This is a genomic window from Paraburkholderia sp. J11-2, from assembly GCF_905220185.1.
GTDB lineage: Bacteria > Pseudomonadota > Gammaproteobacteria > Burkholderiales > Burkholderiaceae > Paraburkholderia.
Map to the genome: position 1 here is coordinate 313443 of NZ_CAJMYY010000002.1, position 14197 is coordinate 327639.

6 protein-coding genes are annotated in these 14197 nt (G+C 63.5%); 4 read left to right on the forward strand and 2 right to left on the reverse strand.

The window, feature by feature from the left end; genetic code table 11:
* The first annotated feature begins 178 nt into the window (after positions 1-178).
* Genes U5A57_RS03635 through U5A57_RS03650 form a run of 4 tightly spaced genes read left to right on the forward strand, consistent with a single transcriptional unit; the run spans position 179 to position 9636 of the window.
* Positions 179-859: a response regulator transcription factor gene (locus tag U5A57_RS03635; protein ID WP_321908252.1), complete on the forward strand. Its 681-nt coding sequence runs from the start codon at positions 179-181 to the stop codon at positions 857-859.
* The gene (locus U5A57_RS03640) at positions 856-5880 is read left to right on the forward strand and encodes an AAA family ATPase (protein ID WP_321908254.1); all 5025 of its coding nucleotides are present in this window, start codon (positions 856-858) and stop codon (positions 5878-5880) included. The genes U5A57_RS03635 and U5A57_RS03640 overlap by 4 nt, the downstream gene beginning before the upstream one ends.
* Positions 5881-5899: 19 nt before the next feature.
* A complete protein-coding gene (locus tag U5A57_RS03645) occupies positions 5900-8494 on the forward strand; it encodes a PAS domain S-box protein (RefSeq protein WP_321908256.1) in 2595 nt (864 codons plus the stop codon).
* A complete protein-coding gene (locus U5A57_RS03650; protein WP_321908258.1) occupies positions 8491-9636 on the forward strand; it encodes a hybrid sensor histidine kinase/response regulator in 1146 nt (381 codons plus the stop codon). The genes U5A57_RS03645 and U5A57_RS03650 overlap by 4 nt, the downstream gene beginning before the upstream one ends.
* Here the strand turns inward: U5A57_RS03650 and U5A57_RS03655 are convergent.
* Positions 9633-12602, reverse strand: a complete 2970-nt coding sequence (locus U5A57_RS03655) for an ATP-binding protein (protein WP_321908260.1) — start codon at positions 12600-12602, stop codon at positions 9633-9635. The genes U5A57_RS03650 and U5A57_RS03655 overlap by 4 nt on opposite strands.
* A 604-nt stretch (positions 12603-13206) precedes the next feature.
* Complete coding sequence (locus tag U5A57_RS03660) at positions 13207-14112, reverse strand: LysR family transcriptional regulator (RefSeq protein WP_321908261.1); 906 nt, start codon at positions 14110-14112, stop codon at positions 13207-13209.
* Positions 14113-14197: the final 85 nt, after the last annotated feature.

Below are 14197 nucleotides of genomic sequence, written 5' to 3' on the forward strand. Positions count from 1 at the left end.
GTGCCGAAAGCCGGACAGAACATTAACTTAATTTAATGCGGCGCCGAAAAACGGATTATCGGCTCTGGACGGATAATTAGAGGCAGGGTGGCGGAGGCAAGGAGGATCGGGCTTCGCACGAGCAGCGGCGCCGCGCCGCGACCGTTTTGGCGGCTGTCTGGAACCGCGAGTGGCTGGAATGAAGATCTTGTTAGTGGAAGACAATGTGCAGGTGGCCGGCTTTCTGAGGAAGGGCCTTGCGGAAGCAGGCCATGTGGTCGACTTCGCCGACAACGGCCGGGACGGCATGTTTCTAGCCATGGGCGGCGCATACGACGCGATTATTCTGGATCGCATGCTGCCGGGCGGCGTCGACGGCCTCAGCATTGTGTCGGCGCTGAGAGCGACGGGGAGCAAGACGCCGGTGCTGATCCTGAGCGCGCTCGATGCTGTCGACGAGCGCATTCGCGGGCTGAAGGCCGGCGGCGACGACTACGTGGTCAAGCCCTTCGCTTTCGGAGAGGTGCTCGCGAGGCTCGAGGTGCTCATGCGCCGTTCGCAGAGCGACGTGCTCGAAACGACGCTCAAGGTGGGCGACCTGAGCATCGATCTGCTTTCCCGAAGGGTGATGCGTGCGGGCAAGGCGATCAGCCTGAAGCCACGCGAGTTCAAGCTGCTCGAGTACATGATGCGGCATGCCGATCAGGTCGTGACGCGCACCATGCTGCTGGAGAATATCTGGGAGTATCACTTCGATCCGCAGACCAACGTGATCGACGTGCATGTCAGCAAGCTCCGGCAAAAGATCGATGCGGGCTTCGAGCGTTCGCTTCTGCGCACCGTACGAAACTCCGGGTACATGCTTTCGGCCGACACATGACCGACGCGCCAGCCTTCACGAATCCAGAAGACGCGAACGTCCAAACGTTGTGGGACGACGGCACGCTCGTCCTTTCGCGCATCAAGGCGCGGGGCGCGGCGAAAACCCGGCTCGCCGTGCGTCCGTCTGCCAGCCAGCCATCGGCGGAAGCCCTGTCGTTGCTCGAGCACGCCAACCGGCTGCGCTCGCGGCTCGATAGTCCGCGCTTCGCGCAGCCGCAGGCGCTTGTGCGGGAGAGCCGGCGCACTACGCTCTTTCTCGACGATCCGGGCGGCAGTGTTCTCTCGTCCATGCAGACGCATCGTCTGCCGCACAGCCAGGTTCTTTCGATCGCGGCCAGCGCGGCGGCGGCGCTCGACGCTTTGCATGTACGCGGTTTGATCCATCACGACATCCGGACTGCTCACCTGCTCGTCAACGCGAAAACTGGCGGGGTGGCGTTGACCGGATTCGGGTTGACCGCCGAGGCCGAAGCCGAAACTTCCACCGAGGGCGAGAGCAGTCGCCCGCCGGTTCTGTTCACCGACGCGCTTCCCTTCGTTGCGCCGGAGCGAACCGGACTGCTCAACCGGCGGCCCGATGCGCGCTCCGACCTGTACTCGCTGGGTGTCGTGATCTTCTGGATGTTCACGGGCCGCTTCCCCTGGCTGGCCAGTTCCGCGGCGGAGTGGCTGCACTGCCATACGGCGAGAAAGCCCATTTCGCTCAAGGAGTGCGCGCCCGAGATTCCCGAACCCGTCGCCGCCATCGTCGACCGGCTGCTGGCGAAGGCTGCAGAGGACAGGTACCAGACCGCCCGAGGCGTGGAGCACGACTTGCGGCTGTGCGCCGTGCAGAGCCTGCGCGGGGCGCCTATCGAACCTTTTGAGCTGGGCGCGGCCGACGTGGCTGACCGCTTGCTCATGCCCGGGCGCCTGTACGGGCGCGAGATGCAAGTGCGGGCGCTGACCGACGCGTTCGAGCGTGTCGTTCGCGACGGCTTGCCGGAATGCGTTCTGGTGTCCGGCTACTCGGGCATCGGGAAATCGTCGCTGGTCGAGGCCTTTCATCGCTCGATGTCCTGCTCGGGCAGCCTGTTCGCTGCCGGTAAGTTCGATCAGTACAAGCGGGATATTCCGTACGCAACGATTGCACAATGCATGGCGGCGCTCGTGCAGCAGATTCTCGACGAAGACGAGCGCGAAATCGGGGCATGGCGGGCGCGCATTCAGGAAGCGCTCGGTTCTCATGGACAACTGATCATTGCTTTGATCCCCGCGCTCGAGCGTCTCGTCGGTGCGCAACCGCCGGTCGCCGAACTCCCGCCGCAGGACGCCCAGACGCGGTTCGTCGCTGTGCTGACGCGATTCATCGGCGCTTTCGCTTTTCCGGGGCGACCCCTGGTGCTTTTTCTGGACGATCTCCAATGGCTGGACGCCGGCACGATCTCGGTCCTCGAAGCTTTGGGGAAAGGGCAGGAGATCAGGGATCTGCTGCTCATCGGCGCGTTTCGCGACAACGAAGTCGGGCCCGCGCACCCGTTGGCGCGCGTAGTGGGTGCGATGCGCGCGGGGCGGGTTCGCGTTCATGACGTGCTGCTGGCCCCGCTCGCCGTGAGCGACGTGGCAGGCCTCGTGCGAGACGCGACACACGGCGACGCACAACGCACCGCGCCACTCTCGCAGGTCATGTTCGACAAGACGGGCGGGAACCCGTTCTTTGTCGTTCAGTTCCTTCAGGTTCTGGCCGACGAAGGCTTTCTCACATTCGACAAGGCGCGTCACGAGTGGGCATGCAACGCGGATCGGATTGCACAGAGCGCATTCCCCGACAGCGTTGTGGATCTGATGGTCGACAAGCTCGGCCGCCTGCCTGATTCGACGCGCCGTGCGCTGGTGGATTTCGCGTGCCTGGGCGCCTCGGTTTCGACCACGGTGCTTGCGCGCGTGAGCGGTCAGTCGAGCGAAGCGATCGATGCGGCGCTCGCGGAAGCCGCCGCCCAAGGCATTGTGTATCGGCAGCAAGATGGCTACGCATTCGTTCATGACCGGATCCAGGAGGCCGCGTATGCGTTGATGGACGAAGCCGATCGCGCGCCGGCGCATTTGCGCATCGGCACCCTGCTGGACGGCGGCGACGGGGATCCGGAGGTCGAGCGCAATATCTTCGAGATCGTCAACCAGTTCAACCGCGCGATCCACGTCATTGAGGACGTCGATGTACGTATGCGCGTGGCGAGCCTCAACTTGCGCGCGGGCCGCCGTGCGAGGGCTTCGGCAGCCTATGGTTCCGCGCTTGCGTATCTGACGCTAGGAAGCGACATGATCGGCAGCGAAGCATGGCAGACGCACTACCCGGAGAAGTTCTCGTTCGAACTGCTGCGTGCCGAGTGCGAATTCCTCACGGGAAACGCCGCGTTGGCCGAGGAACGTCTGCGAGGTCTGGCAGCGAGCGCTGCGAGCTTGCCGCACAAGGCCGCGGTGGCGTTTCTTCGTGTCACGCTGCATACGGCGCTCGATCAGATGCAGGACGCCGTCGAGATCTGCCTCGGCTATCTGCGCGAGGTCGGGATCGACTGGGTTGCACATCCCGAGCGCGCGGCAGCCGTGGCGGAGTACACGACGCTGCACGACCGGATCGGCGAAAGAACGATCGCCTCCCTCATCGACCTGCCGTTGCTCCAGGACGAAACGCTGGAGGCGACGCTCAATGTGCTGACCGCGGTGTTGCCACCGGCGTTTTTCACCGACGAAAACCTGGTGTGCCTCGTGTTGTCCCGCATGGCGAACCTGAGCATTCGACATGGCAACGCCGACGCGTCGTCTCTCGGCTTTGCCTACCTTGGCATGGTGGCCGGCCCGATCTTCGGCGACTATCGCGCCGGTTTCGAGTTCGGCAGGTTGGGACTGGCACTGGTGGACGAGCGCGGCCTCTCGCGCTTCAGGGCGCGTGTGTACATGTGTTTCGCCTATCACGTGATGCCGTGGACACAGCCCATGCGCACGGGACTGCCGCTGTTGCGCCGGGCGTTCGAAGCGGCGACGCTAAGCGGCGACCTCACCTATATCGGCTTCAGCAGTTGTTGCCTCGTGACGAGTCTGCTTGCCGCCGGCCATTCGCTTGCCGAGGTCGAGGACGAGGCGGTCGAGCGCCTGCGTATCGTTCGCGCCGCGGGTTTCGGGCTGATCGTCGACATCATGACCGCCCAGTTGTCGCTGATTCGCGGGCTGCGGGGGCTGCCGCCGTGGCTCGGTTCCGCCGATGCGGACTATGCAGACGAGGCTTCTCTCGAGCGCCATCTCGAAGGCAATCCCGCGCTCGCCATCGCGGCGTGCTGGTACTGGATACGCCAGATGCAGGCGCACTATTTCGCCGGCGACATCGGGCGCGCGCTGGAGGCGCAAACGCGCGCAGCGCCCTTGTTGTGGACCACGTCGGGACACTTCGAGCTGGCCGAATATCACTTCTTTGGCGCACTGGCGCGTTTGCATTGGCATGACACCCTTGCGCCCGCCGAACAGGCCGCCAACATGACGGCGCTGGCGGAACATGTCGAGAGACTGCGCGGCTGGTCCCGGCATGCACCCGCGAACTTTGCTTCGCGTACTGCGTTGGTCGAGGCCGAACTCGCACGCGTAGGCAAGCGCGAGTTCGAAGCGATGCGCTTCTACGAGCAGGCGATCGAGCACGCGCGCTTGCAGCGTCTGCTGCATGTCGAGGGTCTCGCCAACGAGATTGCCGGCCGGTTCTATGCGGCCCATGGGTTTGCAACCATCAGTGTCGTGTACCTGCGCAACGCGCGCCTCGCCTGGTTGAACTGGGGGGCGATGGCGAAGGTCAAGTCGCTCGACGCGCGCTTTCCGGGACTGGTGTCGGAAGACTCGTCGGGAGCGTTGGGCGGGCCGGTAGCGAATCAACTGGAGGTGGAGACGGTTGTTAAGGCATCCCAGGCGATTTCCAGCGAGCGGGTGCTTGAGCGGCTCATGCACACGCTGATGACGATTGTGCTCGAGCACGCCGGCGCCCGGCGTGCCTTACTGATTTTGCCGCACGCGGAACAACTCTGGATCGAGGCGGAGGCCGATGCGATCCACGAGGGCACCACGGTCCATGTAGGCCGCCGCGCCGCCGCGACGGACGCGGTACCGCTCGCCATGCTCCATCACAGCTTGCGCACGCACGAACCGGTGCGGGTGGACGACGCTTCGATGGAGAATCCGTTCGCAGCGGACGAATACTTCAACGGCAGGAATGCGCGCTCGGTGCTGTCATTGCCGCTCGTCAAGCAAGACCGGGTGGTCGGCGTGCTGTACCTCGAGAACGAACTGGCGCCGGGCGTGTTCACGTTCTCGCGGATGGCGGTGCTCAGTCTGCTCGCATCGCAGGCTGCGATATCGATCGAAAATGCCAGCCTGGAAGAGGTCGAGGCGCTCCTCGAGGAAAAGGAAGCCTTGCTGCAAGAAGTGCATCACCGGGTCAAGAACAATCTGCAGTTGATCAGCAGCCTGCTGAATCTCCAGGCCGCGCGCGTCGAAGACAAGGCGACGGCGGAGCGCTTTCTCGACAGCCGGAACCGGGTGCGCTCGATGGCGATGGTTCATGAGAATCTGTACCGCGCCGGGAATTTTGCGCGCATCGACATGGCGTCCCATATCCGGAATCTGTGCGCGCACCTTTCGCGCGTGTATGAATTGAGTCAACTGAACGTGTCCCTCGACGTGCGGGTGGACGACGTGCAGCTCGACATGAACCGGGCGGTGGCGTGCGGCATGATCGTGAACGAACTCGTCTCGAATGCGCTAAAGCACGCATTTCCGGAGGGCCGGCGCGGGCACTTGCGTGTCGAACTGGTGTCGGACGACGAGCGCGGATGCAAGCTCAGCGTATCGGACGATGGCATTGGATTGCCGCCCGATTTTTCCATTGATGAGGCCGAATCGCTCGGCCTGCAGCTCGTTTCCGACCTCGCCCGCCAACTCCATGCTGCGGTTCGGCAGGACCGCGACGCGGGGACAAGCTTTGTCATTCACTTCAAACTCTAGGGACCCAACGGGCTTCGTCATGGCATCCGCGCGCATACTTATCGTGGAAGACGATCGCGTGGTCGCACGCGATATCGGTCAACAGCTCGTGCGCTGCGGGCATACCGTTGCGGCCAGTGTCGCGAGCGGCGAGGAGGCGCTCGTCGTGGCTGCGCGCTCGCCGCTCGACCTCGTCCTCATGGATGTGCGCCTGGAGGGCGAGCTGGACGGTATCGACGCCGCGCGGCGGCTGCGCGAAGCGCATGGACTGCCCATCGTATTTCTCACCGCCTATGCGGACGAGGAGACGGTCCAGCGCGCGACGGTCACCGAGCCGTTCGGGTACGTCCTGAAACCCTTTGAAGATCAGCAGCTGCGCACGGTCGTGGAGATGGCGCTATACAAGCATGCCGCCGAGCGCCGTCTGCGCGAGAGCGAGCAGCGCTATGCGGCCACGCTGGCCAGCATTGGCGACGGGGTGATTGCGACGGACTGCGAATCGCGCATCACGTTGATCAACCCCGTAGCCGAAACATTGACGGGATGGTCCCGGGAGGAGGCCGCCTGCCAGCCGCTCGCGAATGTGCTCGTGCTGATCGACGAGGACACGAACATGCCGCTGGTCGATGTGGGCGCTGCGGTCCTGCGCGAACAGGCTCCCGTTGACTTGCCACCCAAGACCCGGCTGGTTGGCAGGCAGGGGCGCGAAGTACCGGTCGAAACCCGGGTCACGCGGATTGTCGACGATGTTGGGCAGGTTGTCGGTATCGTGCTTGCGATTCGCGACGCGACGGAAACGCGCCGTGCCGCGCAAGCGGAGATCCTGCGTGAGACCAATGAGCGCCTCGGCGCGGCAATGTGGGGGTCGAATGTCGGCGTATGGGAGCTTGAATGCGACGGCGACGACGAACAACATTGGGTGCTGCGATGCTGGAACGTGCGCGAGTGGCTCGGCTACGGCGAGCATGCCGGCGCTCCCAGCTTCGGCCGGTTCATGGCGCTGGTTCATCCCGACGACCGGAAGCGCTTTGAAGAGGCCATCAGAAACCAGTTGCGCAGCGGCGCAGCGCTTGCGGTCGAGCACCGCTTGCTGCACAGCGACGGGGCGTACCGCTGGGTCCTCACGCGCGGCACATCGCGCAAGCATGCCGGCAGCACACCTGTGTGCCTGAGCGGCACGTTGATCGACATTACCGAACTCAAGCGTGCTGAACTGGCATTGCGCGTGAGCGAGGAGCGCTTTCGGGGTACGTTTGAAAATGCCGCAGTCGGGATTGCGCATTGCGGCGCGGACGGGCGATTCCTGCGTGTCAATCAACGCTACTGCGAGATTGTCGGCTATACCCGCGACGAATTGCTCAAGATGACGTTCAGGGACGTCACGGACGCATCGTATCTGCCTGAGAGCGAATCCCGGTTCGGACTGCTGTTCGAGAAGAAGATCCCTCATTATGTCGAAGACAAGCTGCTCATTCGCGGCGACGGAACGCGCGTGTGGGTCAATGTCTGCGTCGCGATGCAATGGGAACCCGGCGAGCAGATCTATCACACAATCGCGGTCTTGCAGGACATTACCGAGCGCAGGGCGCTCGAAGCAACGGTGCGCGTGGCGCGAGACGAGGCGCAGGCCGCGAACAAGGCAAAGGATCAATTTCTCGCCAATATCAGCCACGAGTTGCGCACACCGCTGAACGGCATCCTCGGCTATGCACAGATCCTGCGCCATGACGACGGGCTCGGGGCGCGCCAACGATCGCAAGTCGCGGTCATCGAGCAAAGCGGGACGCATCTGCTGACGCTGATAAACGACTTGCTGGAGTTCGCTCGCGCCGGCGCGGGCCGGATCGAACTGCAACCGGCCGATGTGCCGCTCACGCCGTTTCTGGAAATGCTCGCGGAGATGGTCGGCGTGCGCGCGCGGGAGAAAGGACTGACGCAAACCTGCGCGATTGCGCCTTGCTTGCCCGCCGTAATTCGAGTTGACGAAAAGCGCTTGCGCCAGGTGCTGCTCAACCTGCTTTCGAACGCCGTGAAATTCACCGACGAAGGTGCAGTCACATTTACGGTAAGACAGGTCAGCACGGGGGTCCTGCGTTTCGAGGTGTCGGACACGGGCGTGGGTATCCGACCCGACCAGATCGGGCGCGTTTTCCAGCCGTTCGAGCAGGCGGGCGATACCGAGCGGCGCAGCGCAGGCGTGGGCCTGGGCCTTTCCATCAGTCAGCATCTCGTCTGGCTCATGGGCAGCGAGATTCATGTGGAGAGCGAACACGGGCGAGGGAGCAGGTTCTGGTTCGATCTCGCGCTAACGGCTCCAGGCGATGGAGGGTGCGCGGCGGATGACGCGGATTGCGCGACGAAGCAGGCTATCGACGGGTCGGCTGACGATCCGTCGGGAGAGCCTGACGCGCCCGCGCCACTGGCCGTTCCCTCACACGAGAACATGGAGATCCTGCATCGCCTGGCATTGCGAGGGCAGATGCGAGACGTCATGCGTCACGCCGACGCGCTGCTGGAAAGCGACGGGCGTTACCAGGCATTCGCGCGGCGCATACGCCGGCTCGCGGAGAACTTCGAATCGCGGGAGCTGCTCTCATTCATCGAACGGCATTGGAACGGAAGAGAGCAGGCATGACAGAGAAACTTGAACGCCTCGAGCCGCTCGTTCTGGTTGTCGACGACACGGCTTCGAATCTCGGCCTCGTGGTCGATTTTCTCGAAGGCAACGACCTGCGCGTATCGATTGCCCGTGACGGCGAAGAAGCGCTCAGGCGTGCGGATCTCGTGCATCCGGACCTGATCCTGCTTGACGTGATGATGCCGGGCATGGACGGGTTCGAGGTGTGCCGCAGGCTGAAGGACAATCCGCGAACTCGCGCAGTCCCCGTCATTTTCATGACCTCGCTTTCACAGACGGAAGAGAAGACGACCGGCTTCGAGGTTGGGGCGGTCGATTATGTGACCAAGCCGCTGCAGATGGAGGAACTGCTTGCGCGCGTGAAGACGCATCTGAAACTGGGGCGGCTGCAGAAGGCCCTCACGGAACAGAACGCGCGTCTTCAGGAAGAGGTGCGCAGCCGGGAGGCCGCGCAGAACGCGTTGATCGAAATGATCAATAGCGTGCGCAACTCGTCGAATGCGATTGCTCACGATCTTCGAACACCGTTGACCGAACTGCGCTTCAGGATGGAGGCGATGATCCTCGACCTCAAGAAAAAGGTTGATGGCGATACGCTGGAGCGGCTGGACGGCGCGCTGAGCGACATCGACCGTGTCATCGGCATTTTCAACGCGCTCCTGCGCCTCGCGGAGATCGACGCGGGCGTACGCAGGTCGGGTTTTCTGCAGAGCGATGTCGCGCACATCGTCGCCGAGGCCGTGGAGTTTTATCAACCGCTCGCGGAACTGCGTGGGCTCGCGCTGACCCTGAGTGGTCCGGATAGCTTGCCGGCGCTGGTCGATCCATTGTTGCTCGCCCAGGCGATCGGCAATCTCATCGACAACGCGCTGAAGTTTGCGAGCACGCAGGTGCAGGTTTATCTGAGCGGCGCCGACGGCTCGATCGAGGTCGCGGTGATCGACGACGGCCCAGGCGTTCCGGATGCGGAAAAAGCCCGCGTGACCGAGCGCTTTTACCGCAGCGATGCGAGTCGCGGAACGCCCGGAGTCGGCCTCGGGCTCGCACTCGTCAAAGGGGTGGCGACATTGCATCGCGGCACGCTGCAGCTCGAGGACAACGAACCAGGGCTCATCGTGAAGCTGGCGCTGTCGTGCTAGTCGGTGCGGGACAGGTGAGACGGCCGTTGATGCGGTGACGGGCGTGCCGCTACGTGCTTAGCGCTCACCTGAGCACCCGGAGCGCCCGCTGCGCACAGCTTGTGGCGGAGTTGGCCAAGACGCTGGATATCGGGTGCCGGCGAGTTCAGGTCGATAAGGGCATCGAACTGTGCAAGAAGCGCCAGGGCTTGCGCGGCCTCATCTCTTTCGAGGTGATGCGTGGCGAGGTCGAGCGCGGCGCGCAATTTCCAGATCACCGCGCCGTGTTCGCTCGCTAGCGTCATCGCAGCGTTCAGGAAATGGCGTGCTTGCGCTTCGCAACGCGCGCGTTCCTCACGCGCAGAGCCGTCCAGGGCGCGCGCGTGCTGAAGCTCAACCCAGCCTCGGGCGCGCAGCAGTTCGGGCAAAAAGTAATAGTCGCCCTGGGTCTCGCTGCGCGCGATCGCGTCGTCCAGCCTCGCACGAGCCTCCACGAAACGGCGAGCGTTCGCGAGCGTCTCGGCGCTCAACACGATGAACGGGGCAATCACGCGCCGGAAGCCGCGCTTAATGAGCCGCTGCAGGGCAGGCTCGAGCCGCTCGAGCGCGGACACTTTATCGTTCGACTGATGATCGATCTGAACGGACAGACACTCCGCGTAGTCTTCCCAGACCGCGAAGCGGTGAGTCGCCACCTGCGAGCGCAACAGGGCGAGATAGCGCAATGCGGCCTGCGAGTCGCCGCATTGAAGCGCGAGCGGCACAGCCACGGTGGCCAGCAGATGGCTGAGCGTTGGCTCCAGCGTGTCCCGCCGCGCTGGGTTCAGCGAGGCTTGCACATGTTGCATGGCGTGCGCCGGCTTGCCCTGAAGCCAGGCAATGCGGGCGAGCGTGCCGTTGCAGAAGATGAGCGGGTCCACGCCTGGCGTGCCACAGGGCGGCTCCTCCGAGCCGGGTTCGCCGAGCGCCGCAACGGCGAACTCGAGGCGTTCCCGGGCTTGCTCATGCTCGCCGAAGCAGTGGAGCGAAATGGCCAGCATTGCGCTGGCCAGCAGGCGCGTGCTGCGCGATTCGCCATGCTCCGCTATCTGCTGGATGCGGGTGGCGTAACGAATCGATGCGTGAATGTCGGCGATCGACAGTGCGGTGTTCCAGAGGCCCCACAGGGCGCGCATCACGAACGCGTCGTCGCGCGCTGCCTGCGCGAGCCGCAGCACGCGCTGCCAAAGCGATACTGCAGTCTCGACATTTTCGCCCACGTACACGAGCGTGCAAGCGTAGGCTGCGCACAGCCGCATTTCGCAGACGACATCGACAGAGCCTGCCGGCAGGGAGTCGAGGACATCCAGCGCGCGCCGCGCCCGTTCGCAGCATTCATGGACGAGCGCTGCATCGAGCAGCGTGCCGACCAGCGCCCCCGCGAGCGCGACGCCCTGGGCCGGGTCGCCGTTCTCGGAGAAAGCCCAATCGTAGGCGGTGCGCGCGTCGTCGAGAGAAAGACGTGCGTTGAGATCCGCACCGTGCCGGCTGCCTTGCGCGTGGATAGGGCCGCTCTCCTCAATGCGCTTTTTCATGTAGCGCATGTGCCGCGAAGCGATGACATGCACTTCGCCTTCGTCGCGCAATTTCTCCATCGCGTAGGCACGAGTGCTCTTGGTGAGCCGGTACGTTGCGATTGGACCGTGAAACTCCACGTTCAAAAGCGACTTGGTCGCGAGTTCTCCAAGACTCGATACGACCACTGCAATCGACATGCCGGGCTCCGTGGCGACGGCGCAGACCGCATCGAACGCAAATGCGTCCGTAAAGCAACCGAGGCGGCGAAAGAGAATGCGCGACGGCGCATCGAGCAGCGCGTAGCTCCACTCGAACGTCGCGCGCAAGGTCTGGTGCCGCGGCAGTGCCGAGCGCAGGCCTCCGGTGAGAAGGTCGAGCTGGTGGTCGAGCCGCGAAGCCACGCCTTCGACGCCGAGCGTCGCCACGCGAGCCGCGGCGAGTTCAATGGCGAGTGGCAGGCCGTCGAGTCGCCGGCAGATGTCGGCGGCCAGTGCAATGCTTCTTTCGTCCGCGGCGCAGTCCATGGCGAGTGAGCGGGCACGGCTCAGAAACAGTTCGACCGCTGAATACGCGAGCATTTCCTGCGTTGCCAGCCCGGTCTCGGGTACGGCAAGCGGTTCGAGGCGCAGCACGGATTCAGCGCGAATGTGCAGGGCTTCGCGGCTCGTCACGAGCACGCGTACCGAGGCATTGCGCACGAGCAGCGCCTCCACGAGCCCGGCCGCGACGTCGATCACATGCTCGGCGTTGTCGAGCACGAGCAGACATCCGGATTCGGCGAGGACATCGTATAGCGCGTCCGCGCGGTGCTGCCCATCGCACATGGGCAGCTTCAGCGTGTCAGCCAGGATCGCGAGCACCGCTTCGCTGGAGGACGCTCTGGCAAGCTCCACGAAGCATATTGTCCGACCGCTGCGGCGATGGACTTCGTTGGCGACGTGAAGCGCGAGCGCGGTCTTGCCGATGCCGCCCGCGCCGACGACCGTCGTGACCGGTCCCCGTTCGAGGTGATCGAGCAGTTGTTCGATCTCCGCGGCGCGTCCGATCAGGGGCGTGACGAGCGCAGGGAGTGAGGGAAGCTGAAGTGCGGTTGCGATTGGCGGACGAGTCTCGCCCGTCTCGGCCGCCTCGGACGTTTGGGCGCCCCTGGCAACGAGCAGATAACCTCGCCCCGGTACGGTCTTGATCAGGTCGCGGTCGACGCCGAGCAGCTTGCGCAACGCCGCAATATGCACCTGAAGTCGATTCTCTTCGACGATCTGGCCCGGCCAGACCGCGTCCATGATGTCGTCTTTCGACAGAATGGCGCCATTGGCACGATAGAGGACTTCGAGAATGTCGAAAGCGCGCGCGCCAATTCGCAGCGAAACGCCATTGCGTTGAATGTTTCGCTGATCGAAACTGACCTGCAACGATCCGATCTGAATCATGGTCGTCTCCGGCTGGCGAGATCGTGATTATCTCGATGGCACATCTGATCGGGCGTGGGCAATGAAACGGCGTGGGGTCCTGAATAGCGGGCCAGGTTGGCGCTCCGGATTTGCCGGGACGCGAATGAGCGATGCTCGACATCTTTCGATGCTATGAATCCGCACACATCGAAGTGTAAACAAAGACTAGCGCGACGTCTTGAACAATAGTGCGCAGTGCATGGCTAATAGAGTGTTCTCAAACGCGAGAACGAGCCGATATCGTCCGCTTTGCTGAGAGTCGTGCAGCGCGGCACGCGGCGTTGGTACGCCACTCATTAACCAGGATGGGTGAATGTCCCGCGAAAAAACAGGGGTTCTCGTTACTTGGTGCCATATAACTCGTTTGCTATACGCCAATAATGTTTCACACGCACGAACGATCGAATTGAAGCATGGTGGAATGTGATGTGAGACCGCGCCGCACCCGCTCGGCTTCCGCGCGCAGGGACGGCCACGCCTTTGACGTCTACGGGGCCGTAAGGCCATTCAGAAGCATTAAGAACAATTAAGTCGCATTCCGGTTCGCCCGGTGGGTCATGCGTGCATGATCCGCACGGGAGGTTCACGACTGCAGGTTCGCCGCACCGCTGACCAGTTCGATGAAGGCGCCGATGCGTCTCGATCCGCGCTGGTTCGGCAGATAAAGCGCGGTCACCGCGGACCGGGCGTTGTTCGGGTTGACTTCGTAGTCTTCGAAGAGCTTGGTCAGGCGTCCGCTTTGCACGTCGGCGGCGACGAGCCAGCTCGGGAGCAACGCAATGCCAGCGCCGTTCAGCGCCGCTTCGCGCAGAATTGCCGAGTTGTTGGTCTTCAATCGTCCTGTCACCACGACTTCGGACTGCAAGCCATCATTGCAGAACGTCCATACCTGCCGGTCGGCGCCATAAGAAAAGCGCAGGCACTGGTGCGCGGGTAACTCATCGGGTTTCATTGGTGTGCCGAACTCGCTCAGGTAAGCGTGACTCGCCACGACAAACCGGCTGAAATTTCCGATGTGCCGGCTGATCACGCTGGCGTCTGGCGGCGGCGTGCCGAGGCGAATGGCAAGGTCTATGCGCTCGGACACCAGATCGGCAACCGTGTCGGTCAGTGTGATGTCCAGATCGAGTTTAGGGTAGCGCGACAGAAACGCGCCGAGATGCGGGCTGATGCACTGGCGCGCAAACTCGACAGGCACCGATACCCGCAGCGGACCGGAGGGATCGTCGCCGCGGTCGGTGACGGCGGCGTCGGCTTCGGCGATGTCTTCGAGAATGCGCGCGGCGCGCGAATAATACGTCTTGCCCGCATCGGATAGTGTGACCTGGCGCGTCGTTCTGTTGAGCAGCGCGGTGCCGAGCGTCTCTTCGAGTGCGTCGACGGCACGCGTGACAGACGACGTTGCAAGTTCCAGCTTTCGCGCCGCGCTCGAGAAACCGCCGCTCTGCGCTACCTCGACGAACGCGCGTAGCGCCTGAAGTTTGTCCATCGCTTTGTCTCCGGTGCAACGAAGCGTTGCATGCTGTTCCTATTCTAGCTTTCGACACGCGGCCCTATCTTGTATGCAGCCACAT

Bases quoted from the DNA above. Each gene is read 5' to 3' on its own strand.
- U5A57_RS03635 (WP_321908252.1), top strand. From the start codon at position 179: ATGAAGATCTTGTTAGTGGAAGACAATGTGCAGGTGGCCGGCTTTCTG.
- U5A57_RS03640 (WP_321908254.1), top strand. From the start codon at position 856: ATGACCGACGCGCCAGCCTTCACGAATCCAGAAGACGCGAACGTCCAA.
- U5A57_RS03645 (WP_321908256.1), top strand. From the start codon at position 5,900: ATGGCATCCGCGCGCATACTTATCGTGGAAGACGATCGCGTGGTCGCA.
- U5A57_RS03650 (WP_321908258.1), top strand. From the start codon at position 8,491: ATGACAGAGAAACTTGAACGCCTCGAGCCGCTCGTTCTGGTTGTCGAC.
- U5A57_RS03655 (WP_321908260.1), bottom strand. From the start codon at position 12,602: ATGATTCAGATCGGATCGTTGCAGGTCAGTTTCGATCAGCGAAACATT.
- U5A57_RS03660 (WP_321908261.1), bottom strand. From the start codon at position 14,112: ATGGACAAACTTCAGGCGCTACGCGCGTTCGTCGAGGTAGCGCAGAGC.